At 39.6% G+C, this 23,912-nt stretch carries 11 protein-coding genes; 5 read left to right on the forward strand and 6 right to left on the reverse strand.

The features are described 5' to 3' along the window. The first annotated feature begins 384 nt into the window (after positions 1 to 384). The 5 genes from DC20_RS02685 to DC20_RS23325 all read left to right on the forward strand — a co-directional run bounded on the left by DC20_RS02685 (position 385) and on the right by DC20_RS23325 (position 8,365). Positions 385 to 900: a hypothetical protein gene (locus DC20_RS02685; protein ID WP_062542414.1), complete on the forward strand. Its 516-nt coding sequence runs from the start codon at positions 385 to 387 to the stop codon at positions 898 to 900. 81 nt (positions 901 to 981) lie between these two features. Beyond that, entirely contained in the window at positions 982 to 1,725 is a 744-nt protein-coding gene (locus tag DC20_RS02690) for an N-formylglutamate amidohydrolase (RefSeq protein WP_062542415.1), read from the forward strand. 168 nt (positions 1,726 to 1,893) lie between these two features. Next, a complete protein-coding gene (locus DC20_RS02695) occupies positions 1,894 to 5,217 on the forward strand; it encodes a UvrD-helicase domain-containing protein (protein WP_062542416.1) in 3,324 nt (1,107 codons plus the stop codon). A gap of 46 nt (positions 5,218 to 5,263) precedes the next feature. Then, the gene (locus DC20_RS02700; protein WP_071885541.1) at positions 5,264 to 8,131 is read left to right on the forward strand and encodes a PD-(D/E)XK nuclease family protein; all 2,868 of its coding nucleotides are present in this window, start codon (positions 5,264 to 5,266) and stop codon (positions 8,129 to 8,131) included. Positions 8,132 to 8,224: 93 nt separating this feature from the next. Further along, on the forward strand, positions 8,225 to 8,365 hold the full coding sequence (locus DC20_RS23325; RefSeq protein WP_245652343.1) for a HipA N-terminal domain-containing protein: 141 nt from the start codon (positions 8,225 to 8,227) through the stop codon (positions 8,363 to 8,365). A 322-nt stretch (positions 8,366 to 8,687) separates the two neighbouring features. Here the strand turns inward: DC20_RS23325 and DC20_RS02705 are convergent, their stop codons facing one another. From DC20_RS02705 to DC20_RS02735, 6 genes are all read right to left on the reverse strand, one after another. Next, positions 8,688 to 10,379: a hypothetical protein gene (locus tag DC20_RS02705; protein ID WP_062542418.1), complete on the reverse strand. Its 1,692-nt coding sequence runs from the start codon at positions 10,377 to 10,379 to the stop codon at positions 8,688 to 8,690. Further along, positions 10,360 to 12,504: a DUF1998 domain-containing protein gene (gene drmB / locus DC20_RS02710; protein WP_062542419.1), complete on the reverse strand. Its 2,145-nt coding sequence runs from the start codon at positions 12,502 to 12,504 to the stop codon at positions 10,360 to 10,362. The genes DC20_RS02705 and drmB overlap by 20 nt, the downstream gene beginning before the upstream one ends. A gap of 2 nt (positions 12,505 to 12,506) precedes the next feature. Further along, positions 12,507 to 16,451, reverse strand: a complete 3,945-nt coding sequence (locus DC20_RS02715; protein ID WP_062542420.1) for a helicase-related protein — start codon at positions 16,449 to 16,451, stop codon at positions 12,507 to 12,509. Continuing rightward, entirely contained in the window at positions 16,444 to 18,951 is a 2,508-nt protein-coding gene (locus DC20_RS02720; RefSeq protein WP_062542421.1) for a hypothetical protein, read from the reverse strand. Before DC20_RS02720 ends, DC20_RS02715 begins: the two co-directional genes overlap by 8 nt. Before the next feature lie 283 nt (positions 18,952 to 19,234). Then, positions 19,235 to 20,170, reverse strand: coding sequence for an ADP-ribosylglycohydrolase family protein (locus DC20_RS02725; protein ID WP_062542422.1), 936 nt, complete (start codon positions 20,168 to 20,170; stop codon positions 19,235 to 19,237). A 331-nt stretch (positions 20,171 to 20,501) separates the two neighbouring features. After that, the gene (locus DC20_RS02735; protein WP_062542424.1) at positions 20,502 to 23,858 is read right to left on the reverse strand and encodes an AAA domain-containing protein; all 3,357 of its coding nucleotides are present in this window, start codon (positions 23,856 to 23,858) and stop codon (positions 20,502 to 20,504) included. Positions 23,859 to 23,912: the final 54 nt, after the last annotated feature.

Raw genomic sequence — 23,912 nt, forward strand, 5'->3', positions numbered from 1 at the left:
CCATATGCTTCCTTTTAGAAAACTGCCAGTTGACGCACCGCTCTTCCTAACTGGCAGTTTTTAAATTTGTCTATCAATAATTGACTGTGTTTTACAAAGGGCCAATCTATATTCCAACTGCATATCTTAAAAGGTTATCAAGTTTATACATTGTAAATCAGCTCTTTATTTTTGTTAAATAAATTCCCTTTGCTCACAAGCGATTAATTCCAATTTATCGGCATCTTTTGTGATATTCTTCCTATAGCATTTTACACTTATAATAAAATAACTATGACCTAACCTACTCTGCTTTAAGATTTATACCTATTCCATTGCCCGATAAATAAAAACAATACTGAGACCAGTAAACGGGAGTGGCATGTTAAATCTTATCTAAATTTTATGAGCAGAGAAGACTATCTCCACAAGCCAACCATCCGCACCAACCGCTATCTGTACCATGTCACTCCTTTTGACACCCGAGATGCCATAGACCGGCTGGGGATTTTATCCCGCAATGATATTGGCCATGGCCCCCGATTTGGCTACCCGCCTGCCGTGTTCGCAAACAACACCTCAGTGGAAGAATACTTTATTTGGTGGCCCATTGTGGACTACTACTTTGACTACCTGTTCTCAGGCATAGACCCAGACCAGTTACTGTGGGAGTATGACATCTGGGAAATAGACACCAGAATAGCCAATACCAAATGGTACGAAGATCCAGGTACTGGCTCCCAAAACAGTTCTGTCTTCGCCTTGGATGACATTCCCCGGGAGGCTATCCGATTGGTTCGGTTGGAAGGGGCAGAAAGAAGAATCCGATACAGTGATGGAGTAGCCTCTACTTACATCTGGAGCGGCATCACAACCGTGTTGCCCCGCCGGCCCAGGTACTTACTCCCATGTGTAAGGTAGACAACAAACTTCCGGCAAGTATCTAATGCTTGCCGGAAGGATTCCAAAATACTCATACTCACCTCTATATAATCTGCATACATGAAACAGCTTATTCTACATATCCCCCATTCGTCTACGAATATCCCTTTGAAGGACGGATATCTTGTCGATGACGAGTTCCTGGAAGCGGAGATGCTGAAACTAACTGATTGGCACACCGATGACCTATTTCAATCTGAGGAGGACATTTCCATCATTGCCAATTTCTCCAGAGTCTTCTGCGACCCAGAAAGGTTCTCGGATGATGAGCAAGAAGTAATGGCAAAGGTGGGCATGGGCGTATTGTATGAAAGAAGTGATGCTGGTCAGATCATCAGAAGGGTTACTCCAGAACTGAGAGAAAGGATACTGAACCAATATTATTGGAAACACCACCAACAGTTGAACGAGGCAGTCAGGAGCCAACTTGGAAAGTATGGCCAAACCTTAATCATAGATTGCCATTCCTACCCTGACACACCACTGTTGAGAGATTTACACCAGGAGACTGGCAGGCCAGACTTCAATATAGGCACTGACCCCTATCATACCCCACAATCTTTGATTGACTTTTCAATAGAGTTCTTTAAAAATAAAGGCTATTCGCTTGGAGTTGACTGGCCCTATAAAGGCTCCATTGTACCTATGGAGTATTATCAGAAGGATAAAAGGGTTCAGACAATTATGCTGGAGGTAAATAGGAAGCTTTATTTAAAGGAGCCCTCAAATAATAAGTCAAAAAAATACATGGAGACAAAAGAAGTAGTAATGGATTATCTACAAGAAATTAAAATCAATTTATAATTGCAACTACATAAAACTAATTAGCACATCCACACCTGTACAGCGGAATATCAAATGATACAAGTCAAGACAAAGTGTTAAGGCTTTTTTTGATCTTAAATTTAATAATATTATAAACTAAATATTATAAATCACTTATATTTAATATCCACCTCTTTATCTCCATCAATGAGCTTAACCATACTCCGTGCATCAGCTGGCAGTGGCAAAACCTATGCCCTGACCATGAACTACCTGCAGTTACTTCTGGGCCAAAATGATCCTTCCTATTTCCGGAGTATACTTGCTGTAACCTTCACCAATAAGGCTACACAGGAAATGAAAACCCGCATTCTGAAGGAATTGGAATTAATTGCTTCCGGGAAAATAGATAAAGGTATGGGGAAGGTCCTTTTAGAACTCATAAGGATAAAACCCGACGAACTTCAAAACCGAGCTAAAAATGCGTTGGTTAATATCCTGCATAACTACAGTCATTTTAGCGTCAGCACCATTGATAGCTTTTTCCAGAAAGTAGTCCGTTCTTTTGCGCGCGAAGCGGAATTACCAGCAGGTTATAGGATAGAACTGAATACTGCCAAAGTCCTGGAAGATCTAACAGATCAGTTGATGGACAAGGCAGAGCATGATGAGTTCCTGCGGAACTGGCTTGTGAGATTCTCAACAGAACAGATTAGCCAGGGGAAGTCCTGGGATATTCGTAAAAATCTGCACAAGCTGATTGGAGAAGTAGTCAAAGAGGGGTTTGCGGAACAAGCGGAAGGCCTGAAAGGACTGTCAAGCGACAGAAGTGTGTCACAAAGATTCCTAAACAGCTTAAGTAAGATCAAGCGGGAGTTTGAAGATGAAATGAGGCGACTTGGTGAGGAAGCATTGACGGCTATTGAAGAAGCCGGATTTGAATTATCTGATTTTAGAGGTGGAAACCGTGGCAGCGTTGCAAATTATTTCAAGAAAATTGCCAGTGGCTCTGACTATGTGCCAACTGATACAAATAGAAAGGTACTTGACAAGGAATTAAATTGGTATACAGGCGATATAAATAGAGATAAGTCTGGAAGACTAACATTGATTGCAAATCTTGCCTCAGCCTGTTTGGACTCATACCTTGATGAAGCAATAAGTTTATATGATGTTAGCTACCAAGAATACTGCTCAACATGTGCCGTATTGGAGCATTTCACTACCTGTGCCTTATTAGGTGAGTACTTGCAGTTATTGGAGAAATACAGAGAAGAAAACAATGTGCTTCTTATCAATGATGTAGCGGAATTGCTGAACAAAATCATTGGCGAAGATGATGCTCCATTTGTGTACGAGAAAACAGGTAACCGCTACAACCACTTTCTCATTGATGAGTTCCAGGACACAAGCCGTATGCACTGGAATAATTTTCGCCCCTTGTTAGAGAACAGTATAGCATCTGGCAACAAGAACTTAATTGTTGGAGACCCCAAACAGAGCGTTTACCGCTGGCGTGGCGGCGACCTTCGCCTTATGCTTCAAGATGTTGGGAAACAACTACCCAATGCCTTTCAGGAACAACTACAGCGTAATTGGCGAAGCTGCAAAGAAGTAATAGATTTCAATAACTGCCTGTTTACCCATGCTGCAGAAGTGGTTGCTGAAGAAGCCGAGGGTTCAGCAACAGGTAGGCAGCTTCCTGAGAAAAGAGAGGAGATCATACAGAACCTGCTGAACAATATAGAGGCTGTTTATAAAGGGAGTGAACAGCTATTTCCTGAAGAAAAGCTAGCGACTGATTATAAAAGCGGTTTCGTGCAGGTACAAATGGTGCTGGACCAAAACAGAGGTCAAGATGCTTTGGGGTTGTCATTTAAAGATCAGGCAAAAGCTTTATTGATAAAAAATATCAAAAAGACCTGTGATTCAGGTTATACCCTACAAGACATAGCACTACTCGTGCGAAGCAACGGGGAAGCTAGAGAACTAGCCGCTTTCCTTGCAGAGCATGGTTATGATGTTTTAAGTGAAGAAGCCCTGCAATTGGGTGCTGCTAACTCTGTGCAGCTGATGGTAAACCTGATGCATTTACTGCACAACATCAGTAATAAACCCGCTATTGCTGCCGCAGTAAAATTATATGCCGCAGTTAGAAATGCTGATTGCCCGAATGCTGCTACACTAAATAAAGCAGCAACAGCGGGTCTGAAGGATATGGTTGACCTTCTACCTGATGAGTTTATACAAACGCATGTCAGCCTGAGCCGCATAGGGCTCTATGACCTGTGCAGCCGCCTAACACGCATTTTCGGGCTTGACAAGTTGCGGGATGAAGAACATTACCTGGAAGCCTTTCTAAACGAAGTACACCGTTACAGCCATGAAGAAAACGGAGGCCTAGGCGGTTTTCTGGATTGGTGGCAAGAAGAAGGTGCCAGACAAAGCTTAAAACGTGATCAGGCTCCAGATGCCATCCGAATCTTAACTGTTCATAAAAGCAAGGGCTTGCAATACCCAGTTGTCATCATACCTTTCTGTAACTGGAAACTTGATGTAGACACCCAGGGGAAAACCAACATCATTTGGGCAGATTGTAAGCCAAAAGGGGTTTCTGCTGCGCACGAAAGCTTCTTCCATAATTTGCCTCTCTCCGGAGTTCCCATTACTTATAAAAGTGAGTTGTCCTCTACTTACTTTAACTTCGAACATCTGCAGGAAAAGTTACAGGCCTATCTAGATAATCTTAACCTGTTATACGTTGCCCTCACTCGCGCAGAAGATGCCTTACTCATCACGGCTCAAAATTTAGATGAAAGAAGTAGAAGCCGCCATGTAGGCTGGGTGATTAAAGAGTGCCTTACCAGTATGCAGGCGTCCTTAGAAAAAATGAATTGCTCTATAGGTGAAAAAGAATTTACCTACACACAGGCTGTTTTCGGTCATCTAACCCCAAAAACAGTGATTGAAACAGTGAGTACCCCTGAAGAAAACCCTTACCATACGCCACTAAAGAGTTGGGAAAATGTGCTGCGCCTGCGCCGCCATGCCAAACCTGTTTATATTGAAGCTAATGAGCATATAGCTAAAAGCATAGACTATGGCACATTAGTACATGATGTATTAGCTAAAGTAAAATACTTAGACTCGTTGCCAACAGTACTAAAAAGCATGCAGCTTAATTCAGAGATCACTCAGAAAGATGCTAAGATCTTGAAAGGTAAAATGGATGTTCTCTTGCAAAATGCACAGATACAATCCTGGTTCAGCAGCGAATGGCAGGTACTTAATGAGCAATCCATACTAGGTGTAGGTGGTGAAGTTCATCGTCCGGACAGGATATTATTGAATGGAAATCAAGCAGTGGTAATAGACTATAAAACAGGAGATCGCAAGAATTCGCATCATACACAGTTGAGGCGCTACATGAATCAGTTGGAGCAGATGGGTTTTGAGGCGGATGGTTACCTTCTTTATATAGAAGAAAAAAATCCTGTAGTGAAAGTAGAGAGGGAAGTCATTCTTGTATAAACTGTCCAAAGTTTCATCATTATTTCCATCTAACGACACCTTTTTTATGAACATAGATTTTCTACAAGAGATAGCCAACACCCTATACAGAGATTATAAAGGATGTTTTCATCAGTTACAACTAGTGTTCCCTAACCGCAGAGCCGGTCAGTTTCTGCTGAAGCACCTAGCCAATGGAAGCCAAACACCTACATGGGCACCGCAGGTACTCAGCATGGGGGAATTTCTGGAGCAGTCTTCTGACCTGAAACGCGCTGACAACCTTCTGCTTTGCTTTAAGCTGTACCCGATATACCAACAACTAATGCCAGGAAACGAGTCCTTCGATCAGTTTTATGCCTGGGGGGAGATCATCCTAAAAGATTTCAACAACCTGGATCAGGCCTGCGCTGATGCTGAAAAAGTGTTTTACCACCTGAAAGATATAAAGGCGCTGGAAAGCGATGATCTGCTAAGTGAAGAGCAAAAGACTACTCTTCAGGCATTCTATGGTAGCTTTAATGAGCATAAAGCGTTATCCGGACATAAAGAAAAGTTCCTGGCTTTTTGGGAAGTATTACCTAAGCTCTACAAAGAGTTTAGGGAAACGCTACTGCAGGAAAAGATAGGATATAGCGGGCTTATCTCCAGAAGCGTAGCTGAAGAAGGTTTGTATCTTGACACGCTGGAAGATAAAACTATCCTGTTCTGCGGGTTTAATGACTTAACCAAAGTTGAAGAGAAAGTAATAAAGCAGCTGATAAAAAAAGGGAAAGCCCGTATTTTCTGGGATGTAGATGTCCATATACTGAAGTCAGAACAGGAAGCTGGAACATACATGCGCCGCTGGCTTAAAGATGATGTTTTAGGTCAAACTTTCCCAAGACAAATTCCTGACCTTCTATCTAAAAAACTACAGGAGGCTATACAGCTTACAGAGCTGCCACTGGAGCATGTACAGGCACGCGAGGCAGGCCGGCAATTACAACAGCAGTTAACAGAAAATGGTGTACCCGATAATAAGGAACTGACGCGTACTGCTGTTGTACTTCCAGACGAAAGTCAATTATTTCCCTTTCTATACCAGCTACCCGCAGCACTAGAAGATTCTACGGTAAACGTTACCATGGGTGTACCCTTGCGGGTAACCCCTGTGTACAGCTTATTAGATGCTTTACTGGAACTCCAAAAGACCTGCGAGAAGTCTGATATTATTCTGTTTTATTATAAACCAGTTATTAACCTTCTTCGCCATCCCTATGTGCGTGGCCTAAACCCGTCGCTTACGTACAAGGTACTCCAGAAGATTGAAAGGAACAGCAAAAGTTATATTAGCGAAGCTGAACTGCAGGTAGACACACAACTGGCAGTCATCTTTAAGTGCGCCTCATCAGGAACCATACTAGGGAAATACTTACTGGAAGTGTTAGAACTAGTTAACAAACACCTTCGAAAAGGACAAGCTGCACAATCAACCCTGGAGGAAGAGTATATATCTCGCACCAGAACACAACTGGAAAATATGCTGGAAACAGCAGAAGAAGCTGACATAACATTAAGTGATGATGTGTTGGAAAAACTCATGCGGCACCTTCTGCAACAGCTTACTATTCCATTTACTGGCGAGCCTTTGCAAGGCCTTCAGGTAATGGGTATGCTGGAGACTCGGTGCCTTGATTTCGATAACCTGTACATCCTCAGCATGAACGAAGGCGTACTGCCAGCCGCTTCTGATGAACCATCACTGATCCCTTACTTTATTCGCAGTGCATACGGCCTTCCTACTACAGACGAGCATGATGCGATTTATGCTTACCACTTCTACAGGCTTCTGCAACGAGCTAAAAAGGTTCATCTGTTTTACAGCAGTTACCGCACAGGTGGTAAGCAAGGTGAACTGAGCCGCTTTGTAAAGCAGTTACTCTACGAGCTATGGCCAGATGTAAAACAACAGCAACTTCATCTGAGCGCCAGACCAGCTGTCATTTCTGCGCTTGAACTTAAAAAAGCTGATCTGTCATCTGCCCTAAAAAAGTACACAGATAATGGTGAGCAAGCGAAACCCCTATCTCCTAGCGCCCTGAACACTTGGCTGCACTGCCGCACTCAGTTCGCTTTCCGATACCTTGTCGAAATCAAAGAGCCTGATGAAGTACAGGATGATGTGGATAGTTCAATATTTGGTAAGCTCCTGCATAAGGTGCTCCAGGATTTTTATGAAGAGTATGGAGAAGATTCTGAAGTAACCAAAGATAGTATAGAACAGAAGTTACATGAGCTGCCACTTCTACATAGAGTCATTAAAGCTTATCATGAGGAGTCTGGTGCAGTTCCCTTTCTGGGGCGCAATAGCATGCCATTGCACATGGTAGCTGAAATGGTAAAAAAAGTATTAGAAGTGGATATGGCCTATGCCCCCTTCCGTATTGTAGGTCTAGAAAAAACCTACGAAATGGCTATCGATGTACCTTGTGGGGATTTAACGTCTACCATGCGTCTGAAAGGCCACATAGATAGAATAGATGAGAAAAACGGAGAAATAAGGGTCTTAGATTATAAGACCGGAAAAGATGTCCGCGCCTTCACAACCATACCAGAGTTGTTTAACCGCGAAACGAAAGACAGAAACAAAGCAGCCATGCAGGTGCTTATCTATTCGTTGCTTTATACCCAAAACAACAAAGAAACTCTTGATAGCAAAAACGTGGTGCCTGCACTTTACAACAGCAAAGAGCTTTACAGTAATAACTTTGATGGTAAACTAAGTAAAGCAGACGAAAAGCTATCAACATTGACAGCGGTACTATCAAATGAAATAGAGCAGCAGGTTAAAAACCTATTAGAAGATGTGTTATCTGCAGATGGTGCTTTAGATCAGCGTGAGGATACTAAAGGCTGTGAGTATTGCGGGTATGCTGGTATTTGTGGGAGATAAAATAACAGGCGCAGCCTAAAAGCAGAGATAAAAATGCGCGAACTACTGCAGGGCAATTCACTCAGAACGAAAATTGGATACCAATTTATTTAAATCCCCGACTATCTTTCCGTTGATGCTCCCAAACCCGTTAGTCTAACACTCTCCCTACAATGCGGCCCATTTAGAAGCAACACGCTGTTTCCTTTCTTCGATTGCCTTGTACCGGAAGGTTTGTTGCTGGACATTGCCTAAAGAAATTGGAAACTGAATTCACGTGACATAATGGGATTGCTGTTAACCTGCTGTAAAGAATGTATATACGCCGAAAGTGAACACATGGAAACAGAGGAAATAGCATTATGAAATAAAGTTTTTAGTGTTACCAAACTACCTCAGCTTAAGACAGCTACACAACGGTGAACTACCTAAACTGGATGACACCACGATGCCCTGGCTGAGATTGGCGAGTATTGACACAGTACCGCATAGCCTGATCTGGCTTTGATATAGTTCATTTGACTATATCATAAAGCACATCAATTGCACATTCTAAACGAGACAACACATACTAGCCTTAAGCTACACCTTTCCTTGAAAGAAAGTACCTGATGTCGTAAATAGATAAAAGATGTTTCTCTACTTGCTCTAACCACTCATTTGAATTATCCAAACTAAGTATCCGGTCTCTTACCTGATTGTATTGAGGAACTCTACAATCAGGTAAATATTCTTTAAAAATCTTAACTTTTACTTTATTTGCAATCCTTGCACTTTTATACCTAACATAGAAATTAATAGGCCTGTTTCTTGCCATTAATTTCTCAATATCATCTTTTAAAAATGTTTCAACTTCAGATTCATCTAAATAATCGCTGAATACAGAAACTACTTCTAACTTGCTAAGTCCTTGTTGACTTTTAAAACACCCACTTAAACTAAAAAAGAGTTGGACTTTAGGCTTAAGTGTACTCTCAAAAAGAGTTAATATATCTAGCTCAGCATATTTGAAAAGAGCACTTGCCCAAGACTCCACCTGCTTTCCATCATTACCTCCTGGTTGAGCATGCATCAAACTATCAAGGAATTCATAAATACAGTTAATATGGTTTTCTTGATTGTTGGGCAACTCGTAGTAAATTTTAGAATGCAACTCATCTACAAGTTTAGGTTGTAGTTTGGATAGCTGAGCTACTGCACTAAAATAGTATTTTGCAGAGTCAGCTTCTACTCCATAAAGTTCGTGTACCTTTAATAATATACTTTTATATCCTTGGGGCAACTCATCCTCCCAATCGAAAAGCCCCCCAAAACCATAAAGGTAACAGGCGAATTCACCAGCAACTCTTTCCTTATTAATGTTACTCCTATTAATTGTGTTATATAAGTGCTCTTCATAGAAATTTAGCCAAAAATTAGAGCTACCTATTTCATTAATTTCATCCGTTATATGCTTAAACACATGTACAAAGGGTGAAGTGGTGTTGTTATGATCTTCGTGATCATCATCTTCATTGTGTCTATTGAAGTCATTTATCAATTCCGAGTATAGTTCCTGGCCTTTACCCCTAAATCTATCATTTTCTCTAAATGTATCTATAGCATCCAAAAACTCCTCCCGCTCTAAAAACTGCTCTCTATTGATTTTAGCCTTATAAGCAGTACTTTCCCTTACAGACGCCATATTCCAATCTTCCGGAAGCAGTGTATATAACGCCTTGATTAATGATTCAAGCTTAGGTATGAGATGTTTACCTGTTCGTGAAGTAAATACTCTATTCACATCGAATAGAATAGATTCTAATTTCCTCGTAAGCGCTATTCCGCCATGAGCTTTAAAACGAATTGAATTAGCTATAAATAAATCTTTTGTTACAGGTAAAGATGAAATTTTATGGCATATTGAAATTAACAGGAACACACCATCAAAATTGAAATTGTGCTCACTTGATTCTATTGATCTATTATTGTGAATAACAACTTGATTATTTTGATTAGAAATACCATTTTCAGGTTGCGAGATAAACCTAAAAATTAAATCTCTCTTTTTTGGCGCAGATCTAAATTTAACAAAAAATTCATCTCCGATTTTATTAGAGAAGTAAGGGTATAACTGAATGTATTCGATAAAAAAGTTTTTTATTCTTTCATAATATTCATTGTACATAAAATTAAATTCTGCTTTTGTATACTCACCATTCTCCCTAAAGAATGGTGAGTCTTTGTAGTCTTCACGCAGCGCACTATACTTATCCCAGAACTTGCTCATGTGTACTTCCGCTATTAATTAAATATTCAGAACTATCTGATCTGAAAAAGCCAAATAAATCATCTACTAATATTCTTCTATCCAACATTAGGTTTTGATACTCGCATGAAGTTTCACTCACATCAGCACAAGAAAAACATGCTGCTCCACTAAGCTTTTCATTTACTAATCCTTCAGCTTGCCAGCAAATTGGGTCAGATGGACAATCTGATGCCCTTACAAGTGCTCTTTCAATTAATTGAAAGAGCTTTTGAGGTTTAGCCTGAGATGTTAAACCACCCATACTGCCTTGGCTACCCTCTGTAGTATAAATTAAGAAACCTGCCATTCCTCCGTCTCCTTCCTTCACATAAATTCTTTCTGAAAGGGAAGCAGCAGGGTAACCGCAACTAAACTCAAACTCTTTTATAAGAATATGAGCTAATGTATGTACTAATAAAAATCGCAAGGAGAGATTACTTGCCTTACTTTGTAGATAAGGATTATCTATTTGGGATATAATTTGCTCTTTATCTTCAATGTCACTCCAAAGGTCTATATCTTGTACTTTTTTTTCCCATTCGGCAATTTTTTGGGTATCTAAAGAAACAAAAATTCCTTCACCAAAGCTTTCTACAGCTGGTAGTACTTGTACATTTTGTTTCTGTTCTTTATGAATCCTTATTGGTCTAACCTGATTACCATCTTCATTTAAATCTATCGCATCTGGATCGAGTGGAACTACACGTGTAAATGATAACTGCAGCTTTGTAAGTTTAAGATTATCAATTCGCCTCACCTGATCAAATTTATCTAGAATTATGAAATCCCCCGCTATAGCATTTTCATTACTATACTGCACAGCATCAAATACTAAATCGGGTTCTTCTTTATTGATAAATTGTTGATTTGTAAAGAAGGCATTAAATTCTTCTGCTTTTAACGCGGCACTATCTTTAGGATTATTATTTGAGACCACACCGTTTCTAAAAGCATTGACCGTATCCTTTCTAACTTTTGCATCTTTCAGTAAAACTGAGAGTAATCCTGAGTTACCTTTAATAAATTCTTCCTTCGATTGTGCAGAATTTGCATGTAACTGCTCCAGTTGATCTAATACTGTTTTATTAATAATAGGATTTTCACTAAGAGCATCTGGAATGTAGAGGCTATCGACACACTGCGAGTAATATAAATTATTAGCGGTTGTGATTGCATATCGCATTGTCGCATCACAGTTTTCATGTGTCACTGGAAACTCCCATGGTCTGTGCCCATTACACCTTGTACTTAGATCAGACAAATTGCCTATTGCTCTTCGTCTTTTGCAGTTGTTACAACTAATATTTATACCCTCAAAACCAGGATCTGAAAGATTACTACCTTCCCAAACCAGGTCTGGCCCTTCACAACAATTTGGCGCATTATGTAAATCTTGCATTAGTCCATCTTGTTCTCCTTTAGACATCGATCTCACATGCAGGAGCTTTGCCCAGGGAATATCAGTAATATGACCCCTATCACAAATAAAAATCAAAGGAACTGGAATAAGCTTTCGTCTTTTTTGTGCTTCGGTTATGGCATTCGTATTAGCTTCCCCAGAGCTTCTATGAGTTTTTGGTGGTACAAACAGTCTTAGGGCTTCATTATTGTCGTTTACAAGCCTGCCAAATGAATTTTGATAAAGTTGTTTCCATTCTGCATAGCTTTTTAGGTTAGTTTTTTTCCCTTTAAAATCTGGGTCGTAAAAATATTTAGGAAAATGGACCGCTGTGGCTGGCAGGTTTTCCCGCTCAGCATAATTCTGAAAGTAATTCGAATTATTTAGTTGTACTGCTGGAACAGATAAAAGACAAAATAAATTAGAATAACCTTTCTCATGTTTCAGAAATGAAATGAAACGATTGTCTTTAATTAGTTTTAATCCCGCATTTCTAATGCCTAATTGTAGTTCTTTTCTTCGGTCTTCCTCAGAATTTCCAGCAAGCTTATTGATATTCTCACGTACAAAGCGGATTGATCTCCACTGCTCAATATTTTGGGGCATAATAACACCCCATGTAGTGTGTTTTATAGCTCCAGGGCCATACTGCTGAACTAAATGTGTTCTACCGACTGCTTCGTTATATTGTGCTCTGTTAAACATGCTTACTCCTGATTAATGATAAATGCTGTACTTGCTTCAATTTCTCTGAGTGAGTTTGTTACTCGCCAAAAGCTACTGCTATTTTCTTCTGCTGCAGGATCTTTATACAAAGGATGATATGCTGCATGCCTATTTCTATTAAAAGATAATTGCTTTCCACTATCATTCGCTATTTCTTTAGAATTTTGCCAATCTGCTGCCCAGTTATCAATCCATTCCTTAATAGACACAAGATGCTGTTCTTCAAATAGCCAGTCGTACTCCCCATTTTGCTTTACGCTTAGATAACGTTGCTCAAAATACGTTTTATAATCGTTTGCAATTCTATCAATTTCAACTTGAGTTATAGTATTGGCAGATGTATTCTCAGCAAATCCATTTTCTTTTTGTCTTACCATAGCCGCAAGTGCCGTAGACAAGTATCTATTAACAGCTTTATTAGTGAATGGAGTGATAGAAATTGGTTCTACATAGCTATAGAGTTTCTGATGGAACTCCATAAAATGTTCGTAGTGAGATACATCTCTAACTCTAAAAGGATGATGGAGTACAAATACAACACCCGCTTCATCTCGTGCAACCCGGCTACTTGCTTGTATATACTCAGCGATATTTTTAGGCATGCTATTAATAATCATTGTATTGAGTCTTGAGATGTCAAGACCAACCGAAATCATATTTGTAGCCAATACCAAATCTGGAGTTGGGCGATAAGTATCTTTTCTATTAGATAACTTGTAAGGAGTTTCGATTAATGCCTGATTTTCTTTTACCTCATCATTTGTTAATCTACCTGTCAACTCGCGAGTAACAATCTTTAAATACGTTCTATGGATTTCACTAGATGTAAGAAGCTGATTACGCAGAATCGAATAGTTCATCCTAATGAAAGTTTCTACTTGTGAGGCAGTCTTACCCACTTCTCTTAAGCTACCAAAATAAGATACAGTTGAGAAGAAGTAATCCATTACCTTCTCAGGAGCGCTCGCATTTTCACTTAGTATTCTATGAACAAAAAGAGTTGCTAGGAGCTGAATTTGTGTTTTAATTTGAGTTTTACCCGTAGGGTTGATACCTATGTATCGCCTTGTTGAAATTAATTTACCTGTATCATCGCGGTCGTAAACAGCATAAAAAGAATCATCATGATACACTCCTGGTTTTGGAAATATCTGCAAATCACGATCATAAAGCGCTCTTATTTGGCCTGCTGTATTTCTAGTAGTGGCAGTAGATGAAATTATTTTTGGCCGTACTGTTAAACCATTTCGTTGACTAGTGGAAACACTATCAACAACTGTTTCAAATAAAGCTGTAGCAGAACCTAAAGGACCAACAAGTAAATGTAGCTCATCCTGAATTATAAGATCAGGAGGTAAATTATTAAGACCAAAAAGGCGCCTTGAGTCATTTCCAACAGCTCCACCTGTTTTATAGGCCATCTGTACAAACTTATCTACGGTACCAAACAATAGTGTTGGTGGAGTACTATAAATTTGCTCATCACATAATAAAATCGGCAAGGGCTCTTCATTATAAAAGCACTCTTGATTTAAGCAGAAAAAGTCAACATCATTATCATCTGTTATACCAGCATATGCTTTTTGCTCACTATCATAAAAAGAAGTACCGCAGCAAGGACAAGCAGTAATTGGTATTTTATTCCGATCTGCTATATTTTCTCCTGCTCTCTCTACAATATCTGCTAATCCAGAATTATTATCACCTCGCAGAGCCCCAGGTAAGAAGTTATTACCTACCCACAAGCCAATAGAAATAGGATCATTATTTTGAAGCTTCAGTTCTTTCCAACTTCTCATTATCTCTAGAGCAGCAATCAATCTAGTTGCCCGCTGAAACTGCTGTAATGTAAGTAACCGTAAGGTATAACGCATAATAACGTTGGTACCAGCACCCTCTTTCCCGTTTGTCAGTTTCCTCAACCAAATGCAAAAAGCAATGATGCCTAAATAGGCCTCTGTCTTACCACCTCCAGTTGGAAACCAAACAAGGTCCACAAGCTTATTCCGCTCGTACCATTCTTCACCTTGCACCGAACTCACACTAAAAATTTCTTCAGTTGAGTTTAGGTCAGGCTTTAAAAACCCATCAAGATTTAATAGAATAAATGCTAACTGAAACGGGCGCCAAGTAGCAGATTGCCCTTTCTTAAATAAGTCATCTTTCTGCTTCTCATAAAAATCATGCGTAAAACTATTACTACTTGTAACTGGGTTGTTCTCTTCACCAGGAGAATAAGATTTTTTATCAACCTTTCTAGTATGCCATAGCTGCATAAACATAGCTGTATTGGCTAGGCGGAAAGCGAGCATAGCGTTTTTATCACGAAGTAATGATACATTACGCATCATTCTTTTATAATCAGCCCTGCATTTTTTAAGTTCCTGTTCAGCTAATTGGCGTTCACCCTCTCCTAAATCCTCTTGTCCAATTTTAATTTTGGTTGAATTAATCCATTCCAGGTAGAAATTCAGAAAGTTCTTTAGTCCTCCTATAATGCCATCATCATTAACACCTGTATTTAAAGTTGATAACCATTTGAATTGTAAAAATGCCTCTTCACTAAAATCTATCTTGTTACCTGATTTTCCTTTGATTACTGGAACAGGAGAAATGCCAGGAATATCAACACTTGGAAGATATTCTGTTTTAACAAAACTGCCTTTATCATTCCAGGTAACTGATACACTATGCCCTATTCCATAGCTGTGTACATTTCGGTAAAGAAATTTTGTAGTCTCATCTTCACCAAATAGCCCCTTGGAATTTTTGCTGTATTCTTTAAAACCTTTAAAAGGTCTAATATCATTAGATTCAACTTTAAGACATGTACCAAAAATTGATCTAGATATAATAGTGTTGTTGTAAGGTGTGAATGGAGACTCGCTTTCAAATGGAGCTGAAGTGTTTTCGAGAAGAAGCTTGACAAAAATTACATCACTATACTTTCTGTCTCGCTTAAGCTGAACATGCAATTTAAGCCCCTTGTCTCCATTTGCATAAATTTCTAAGGGCGGGGAAATAAGTTTCTTTTTTAACGAAGGTTCTTTAGTGAACTCAACTATATTTATATATTGAATTACATGATGGCGCTCAGAAAGCCAGTATTCTGTACCATTCAAAAGAAGCATTTCCGCAGTTCTATAAAAATTAAGAACTAGTTGTTTATTTAAAATTTGAGCTTTTTTTTCTCTTATTAACTCTTTATCAGGACTTTCAGAATATTGAATTTGATCGAGCTCTTCAGTTAGTTTAGCAAGTTGAGTTAATTCATAATCCTTTTTAATTTGTCCCAAGTTTTGCTGCAACTGACGGATCTCTTCATCCTTTGGCTCCCTTTTTAATAACAAAAAAGTAGTATCTTCGCGTGGAACTAATTCTAAATATATACTCAATAAATCGTCTTCTAAGAATTTTGCATAAAATGAATTATCTTTAAAATCGAACAACTTAGCTGCAACATTTCCTTCTCGCTCCTTCTTACTTAGTCTTTTATAGGTTCTAAATGTTATATCTAGAGGTATATCTTCGGTTTCATTAGATAAGCAGAAGGTCATTCCCATATTGCTAAGGAACATTTGGTTAGAGCTCATCACCCTTTCTTGGTCTTCTTCTGTATTATCAGAAACGGTAGCTACATTTTCATTTTCTGCTTCGAGCCCAATCTCAACCTCATCTTCAGAATGAATACTTATTTGATCATCATCCTCTACGGTGTTATTAGAAATATTTTTAGGAAAAAGTATTCCTGTTGAATACAGAGATGTAGGCTTTTGATTAAGCACTTCCTGATCATTTGTGGTATTGCCTCCTAACCATACCAAGTTTGGTAAGGCTCCCTCTCCTAATAGCTGGCTTCTAACAAATTCAGTTAAGGAATTACGATTGTCTTCAAATGTTTTTATAACTGGTAGCATGTTATTCATTTATGATTTCAAGTTTGTTTACAGTAATAACTTTAAGCTTCCTAGTTATCATGGCACATAGCTCCTCCATCACTTCAAGTTTGTCATCATCGGTATCAGTAAAGAGTAAGTTTAGAGCTATATCATTAGAAAACTCTTTGTGTAAATCTTTCCTTTCGCTTTCATTACAAGCCCACCAGTCGGATTCTATCATTTTAGACAAAAGATTTTGTAGAGCCCTAGTGAACTCAGACTTTTCACTCTGCTGTTTGCGTCTTACTTTATCAAGTAACTCCATGTAACGAATATCGATACCTGTTACCTCACATACAATTAGCCTATCCGAGTACTTCTTTGGTATTCTAGAGTTGCCGCTATGCTTTAGCCAATTCTGAGTAAAATGATGTTCTCCAATACTAAGGCCTTTCTTCTCCATCTTCCTATAGAGCCAATCTGCTCTTGAATTCTCTCTCCTTAAATAATTTTGTAGCTCTACCTTCCAAAGCGGGACATCTCCTTGATCATAATAATCTTCATCGAAAATACCCTCAATTATTGATGAGTTTATAGCAGTTGGATCTAAGATTCTTTTCCCTTCAAGTTCCTGATTATTTAAATAATGCTTTCTGAATTTTAAGCTGCTAGATTCGCCATCTTTAACATAAATGAAAGTATTTAAACCCCTCCTTATACTATGATTTATTACTACCCATTTTTTAAGCCTAGTAGGATTATAACCAAATACATCATCTGTTAGATCGTCATCTTCTTCATCAAGTTCATCTGCAACACCTTCTTCATCCGCATCATCTGTAATACGTTCTTTATCTCCCATTTCAGAACCTGATACAATATCAGCTTTTATTGTTTCATCTGAATAATCAATTGGTGAGTTAACTAGTATATATTCTTTTAATCTCTCAGTTACAAACTGTAATAAACCTTCTAATTGGTCATTATCTTCTTTAAGGACAAAATCAATAGTTTTATTTTGCGTAATTAATCTTTTCTGGTCTTCTAGATAATGTTTTAATTGACTAAGAACCCTTTCTTGTTGAAGTTCAAAATTCAGATAAAACTTTATTGCTTGAGCTTTAGAAGTAATAAGGTGGTTAAAATACCGTTTATCAAACACTGTAGAAGTAACGGTATAATTCTGAACGTATTCAGAATTTTGCAAATCTCTATTCCTAATAAACTTTACGTATCGATATTTCTCTTTGAATATTCGAAACTCATCAGCTAAACCAGGGATATAGAATTTGTCAAAAAAAACTGAAGGTAATATCACAGTATTATTACCCACTTGTTCATTTAGATGATCAATTAATTTATAAGCTGGCTTTAGATTTATAAACCGCTCAATTATCTTAGATAAAAAAGATATCATTTCTGTCAGGCGTGGACTACCCTTCAACTCTTCTCTTTTTCTAACTATGATAAAATTCTTTATAATATCACCAGACTTATCACTAAAGATGTTATTAAGTAAGTTTACTGGTGTAGGATATATATAATCAAACCCATTGCTTTTTCTGTACTCGTTCTCCTCAAATTCAAGTTTAGTATATTCTTCTACCAGATTTTTCAATTGGTCATCATAAAATGATAATTGGCTAGTATTCTTAGGACTTTGTTCATCCTTATAAAAGATAATATCATCACCCTTAGGAAGAGTTATTTTGATACCAAATTTTACGCATTCTAAAGGACTAATATGCTTTGTGAATAATCCTAAGCCCTTTACTGTATCCTTCAAATAAAAACGTTTAGGAGAGAATGTTAAAACCAATAGCGCATGTGGCTGATATGCCCCTCTTTTCATTAACCAACTGTTCCCTTTCGGGTATTTATCAAAAAAAGCAACATATTTTATATCATATTGATAGACTTGCTTTCTTAACTCGGCTACTTTCTTAACCTTCGAATTGTGAATAATAGGACTCAAAGAATCAACTTCCCGACCCTCGTCAAGTGATAGTAAGTGATAATCGTTATTATTTTGCAATAACTCATTAAAATATTTTTTATATGAATTAATTATTGAGCAATTATTTGGGGACAAAGCAAATCCCCCTATAAAATCTGCACTTGAGCTATAAAGCTTTCTAAGGTTTTGATCGACTTCTCTTATATTGTATTGCTCAAGATTTTCTTCCTTTGTTAAATATATTACATTAGAGTCTAGTGGCAGTTTGATTTCTGCTGGTTCCATCTTTTCATTTTCGAAGTATAAAACGTCTCCACCTTTTTTCTTAAAGGTATAAAACGATCTATCCTTTGAGCCACCATGAAGAGGATTATATAACAATAATTTGTGATAATCTATCTCTTGCATCTCGAAACTCAACTTAATTAAACCTGCCTTTAGAGTTTCTCTATGGACTAGAGGAATTAAAGCTTTAAACACCTTTATCTTTGATTCCTGATCTTTAAAAGGAAAATGTAAGTGCAAAATATTTACACCAACAGCTTGATTATACTCTTGCTGGTCCAACAGCACTTCTACAAGATTTTTCATATTCTAAATGGGAGGCAAATCAAAGTAAATGTTTATAAGTAATTAAATATATTTTATCATTTAATTACTTATAAACAAAAAACATATATATCTAATAATAAATATATTATTAGATATTCAAGAGGTCAAAACTACATTACACCAAATTGCTAATTTTCAATTCTATGTACTACTAAAATATAAACCTTAAATAAAAAATAGAATCTAATAGGATTGGGAAAGTATAGCTCATTTTATTAAAGTTATGATGGGCAATGCAGCCTAAAAATTTTCAAGGTTATAATTACATACTTTTTGGTTCCTTCTCTAATAATAGCATAGCTAACCTGCTGATCTCTATGTTTTCATTGAGCAAATCTCGCCAATGCTCAGGAATACCAGTAGAACCATAATAAGCCCCTGCCAATTGTCCGTAAACAGCACCCGTCGTATCGGAATCATCGCCCAGGTTCACCGCCAAAAGGCAGCCGTCCTCAAAGGTGCTGCTATTGTAAAAGGCCCACAAGGCAGCTTCCAAAGATTTCACGACATACCCACTTCCCTGAATTAAAGGAGGGTTGCGGTGCTTGAAGGAGCCTTTAGCTATCTCCTCTATCTCTGGGGAAAGGTCATATTCCTTCCAAAATCCAAGAACAGGTGTATAGAGAGGCAGGAGCAGTTCCTCTTTACTTCTCCCCTGCAGTGCCCCCACCATCAAGCCTGCAAGGTACACACAAGCATCTACCGCTGCTTTAGCCCCATGGGTGGTTCTGGAACTGTCAGCGGCATATCGCAGCGCAAGTTCAGGAGTTTGATGGTAGAAAAGAGGCACGAGTGCCAGGCGCATGATAGAACCATTACCAGCTGTATTGGCGTTGGTAGAACCGCTGTATGGATTCTGCGTCTGTTCAAAGCAACTTAGAGCCTGGTAGGTGGCATTGCCGATATCAAAACAGGTGCCGGTGCTGCTCCTGTATCCTTCTCGGTACCAGCGCACATACCGTTCCATCTGGTCTTTGGCGTCAAACCCATTGCAGTGGAGGAGACTGTCGGCAAGACACAAGGCCATAGAAGTATCATCTGTCCATTGCCCAGGCTCCAGGTGAAAAGGGCCACCTCCGACCATATCTGTTAGCGGTTCAAAATCGCCAGGTTGCGTGAACTCAAGGGTGGTACCCAGCGCATCGCCTGCCGCAAGCCCCAACAGGCTTCCTTTAAATCTTTCTAATATTGAAATCATGCTATCGCAATGGTGACTTTCTATTATATGTATTTTTCCTAATACTGATTACCGCACCCGGCTCACTGCCTCTTATATAGATGATAGATAGTATAGATGATAGATAGTGGATATAGCATTTTTGCTGATGTCATCCCCTCTTTCATTAGGTCAATATTTGAAAAGTCAACACGAGCTAAACTTGGTTACAAAATCCAGCAATTCTTCATCAAAGCATATAAGATTGCTGGATCTCTGTTTGAAGACCATAATTGTAAAAACAGGCTTAAAACAAATCAATATTTTACCCTCAGAAAGCCATTGCTGGAATAGTGATAGCCAAGAATCTACTTTATACAGACTCTATATTGACATAGCCATTGTGATCTATGATGTAATCAAGCAATTTGCTATAGCTGGGACTAGCTCTGAGTACACTTTCACAGCCTACTATCACTACCTGTTTTTTAGCACGGGTTAAAGCGACATTCAATTTCCGGTCTACCAAACCATCATCGGTGAGAGACTCTAGGAACTGCATCTGCTTGCCGTGGTTTACCGCCAATGAAATAATGATCACATCCCGCTCACTTCCCTGGAAACGCTCTACCGTATCTATTTCTACCTGCTCCATGATTTTACCCTCCACATGACCACCTCTTTTTATGGTGGCGATCTGGGACCTGTAAGGGGTAACCACCCCAACGCAATCCGGGCAGAAATCAGGGCCATATACTTTGTGTACAGCTTTGATGAAGCCACCAACTAGTTTGGCTTCCACAGCACTTACCTTGGCCACTGCTTCACGGGGAGCCGGAACAAAGATGATCCTGGCCTTGGCCATTGCCCGCTCATATCTGTTTTCTGATTGAGGGCTAAAGGTAGTATGGTGGGCAAATTGATCTTCCCGGATAGGTTGCAATTTCCCTTGGTAATACTCCTGGCTCACGAAATCACAGATATCATTGTGCATGCGGCCTTGCTTGGTCAGCATGCCATAGGCATCATTCCAGCCATTTTTCTGGCAAATGACCAGTAAACGGGAGAACAAGGAGTTCTTGAGGGAGGTAAGCTGTATTTCTGCCAGTTCAGGAGACTGCACTTTTGTGTATTTGTCTGCCTGGGTAACTACCGCTGGTAATTGCTTTTCATCACCAATTAAAATAAAGCGCTCAAACAAAGGCAGAATTCCTACTAAGTGAGGCTCCAGCAACTGCGACGCCTCATCTACTATCACAGTGTTAAATTTCTTAAACTTAGTAAGCTGGTTAAATCCTCCAAAGGATGCCTGGGTACAGACAAAGATCCTAGTTTGCTGCACCAACTCATGCAATTCACCTACCGTTTTGTGCATAGCCAACTGGTGGAAGCAATTAGGCGCTGACCCGCTGCGAGACAAGCGCAGATGTGGCAAACCTGCCGCCGAGAGGTGTCGGCAAATCTCTTCCACGGCACTGTTGGTAAAAGACATCACCATGATATTTTCCTCTGTATTGCTGTACAGGTTATGCACCATATTCCGCAACATCCTGGAGGTCTTACCGGTACCGGGCGGACCTTGCAATAAAAAGTAATCTCTGGCACTTAAGGCTTGTCCCACCAACGTTCGCTGCTCCTCAGAAAGGTCACCGGTAATGGCATAAGAGACAGGAGAAAAAGCGGGTGTTGTTTTACCGAACAAAAGGTCTTTCTTCACCTTTGGTGCCTGCAGAAAAGAAGCCATGGATTTGGTCATGTCATCAAATCCCTTCTCCATCAAATCACGCTCTAAAGCCCAATAAGGATATTTTTTAAAATATCCTGTATCCATGGTTTTAGAACGCAACGCTACTATTACTTCCCGATCCGTTATTTTCTTGATGTTACATTTTAGGATTTGGGTTTTGATGGCCGCCTGCTCATCGTCCTCAATCAAGGGATATAAGATAGTGATGTCGCCTTCGCGCAGGTTGCTCATTTTATCAGAGAGCATCCCCCTGCTCAAATGTACCTCGCTGCTTTCCGTTAATTGGGAAAACTCCAGGTAATCCAAGATGGAGAAGTTATTGCGCTTGTCATTGCGGGCGGCGCGCCAAAGCGCGGCAAAACCTGCTACTCCCTCCACCTCGTCACTCCCTATTTTAGCAGTTCTCTGCTCCCGCGCAATAAAGCCAATGAATTCCCTGAAATACTTTAATTCATAAAGTGAGTTATTTGAAGCGGCATTTTCGAGTCCCTGCCTAAGGTTAGCCAATGCTTCTCTATCAAAGTCAGGTAACGGCCCAAAAGTGGCAGGATTCAACTTAGGCAACACTTTCTCGGGATTTTTTGCCAACATAAAATCATAAAGCACCACGTAATTACGCACCGTCATGAGCTCCTGCTTCAACTGCACCGACTCAGAATGATTGCGTAGAGGCATGCCTTCATTGCTGCTGTTAGAATATAGAATGGCACTATCCCCGGAACGGCCCGGAAAGGTTGATTCCAGCAGCATATTATAACACTGCACCTGCGCTTTGTTGTTGCCCCAAAGGCCTCCGTTGTAATGGATACCTGGCGCCTTGCCGCTTTTCAATTCGACAATATTTTTACGGCTGGAGTCCTCCGGGTCCTGCGCCATCATATCCAGACGACCGTGCAGACCATATTTGGTAGAGAAATAAGTGGGTTCTATCAGTAGGATATGTTTTTTGTATTGCTCCAACACACCCTGGATTACGGCTACTTGGGGAGCAGCGTCATGATGCATTTTGTCTAGCAACTCAGGTTTATGAACACCCATCTGTTGGGTCACACATAATAACCCGAAAGCTTGCTCATTCATGGGGTCATGCCGCACATCCATCTGCTTCGCTCCCGGTGATAAAGCCAATTTGTCTAGTATGCTGTTGACTACGTTCCCCAGCATCATCCTATCATTTCCCTCAGATTGCTTGAACTTTCCCAATAAGTAAATGTTTGGGTTGAGTCCATTCCGGTCAAAGCATTCAGCCAGTTTAGAAGCCTCAATCAGGTAATCTGGCTCCACCACCATGATGGTCTGCGGAGTGGTACTATATACATTCTCAGTCCCTTCATTCAGTTGAATATTGTAGAATGCTACGTGTAAGTACTTCCAGAGCTGTTTCCCCACGGTGGCAAACCAGTTGCGCATCAGGTCTTTTTCATCTTTGGAGTCATACAGGTTGACAAGTATATTCTCCTCGTTTTCCGCATCCCCAAACAAGGTGGTACGATAAGGGGTGGAAGGGTCATGCTCAACTTTAAGGATCGTGAGTTGAAGCTCCTGAACGTGGGTATGGTTCCGTTTTTTTGTTCGTCTAAAGGTAAGGTTAGGCCTACCCCCATAGACAGTGGTTAATTCTGTCGGCTCAGGTGTATTCCCGAAGTGACTCACCGCTAATGCCAGGGCACGCATTCCAGCCAGTACATCATCTTCTGACGCATTTGACCCGGCATTATGCACCATATCATTGGCTCTGATGCGTAACCCATGCACTTCTTCCCGCAAATCAGGAGCCACATCATATTTGTCAAAAATGAAATTTGACCGACTAAACGTGTTCTGGAAGAATTGCTGCTCCTTACTGGTAAGCTCCTTAAACAAAGAGTCAAGTACCCCCCGTAGCTCTATCAGTTTTCCTTTAGCCGGTTGCTCAGAAACATTATGTATGGAGGTTAACTTCCCAAAATAATAATGGGCTGAATCTGTAGAAAGTATACTCATCTGCTGAGAATCAAAAATTTGATGTTCTATTAAATAGGGTATTAAGATATTCTA

It is taken from the genome of Rufibacter tibetensis (assembly GCF_001310085.1).
Classification (GTDB): Bacteria; Bacteroidota; Bacteroidia; order Cytophagales; family Hymenobacteraceae; genus Nibribacter; species Nibribacter tibetensis.

Excerpts from the sequence above, each read along its gene's own strand:
- DC20_RS02685 (WP_062542414.1), top strand. The coding sequence starts at position 385 with ATGAGCAGAGAAGACTATCTCCACAAGCCAACCATCCGCACCAACCGC.
- DC20_RS02690 (WP_062542415.1), top strand. The coding sequence starts at position 982 with ATGAAACAGCTTATTCTACATATCCCCCATTCGTCTACGAATATCCCT.
- DC20_RS02695 (WP_062542416.1), top strand. The coding sequence starts at position 1,894 with ATGAGCTTAACCATACTCCGTGCATCAGCTGGCAGTGGCAAAACCTAT.
- DC20_RS02700 (WP_071885541.1), top strand. The coding sequence starts at position 5,264 with ATGAACATAGATTTTCTACAAGAGATAGCCAACACCCTATACAGAGAT.
- DC20_RS02705 (WP_062542418.1), bottom strand. The coding sequence starts at position 10,379 with ATGAGCAAGTTCTGGGATAAGTATAGTGCGCTGCGTGAAGACTACAAA.
- drmB (WP_062542419.1), bottom strand. The coding sequence starts at position 12,504 with ATGTTTAACAGAGCACAATATAACGAAGCAGTCGGTAGAACACATTTA.
- DC20_RS02715 (WP_062542420.1), bottom strand. The coding sequence starts at position 16,451 with ATGAATAACATGCTACCAGTTATAAAAACATTTGAAGACAATCGTAAT.
- DC20_RS02720 (WP_062542421.1), bottom strand. The coding sequence starts at position 18,951 with ATGAAAAATCTTGTAGAAGTGCTGTTGGACCAGCAAGAGTATAATCAA.
- DC20_RS02725 (WP_062542422.1), bottom strand. The coding sequence starts at position 20,170 with ATGATTTCAATATTAGAAAGATTTAAAGGAAGCCTGTTGGGGCTTGCG.
- DC20_RS02735 (WP_062542424.1), bottom strand. The coding sequence starts at position 23,858 with ATGAGTATACTTTCTACAGATTCAGCCCATTATTATTTTGGGAAGTTA.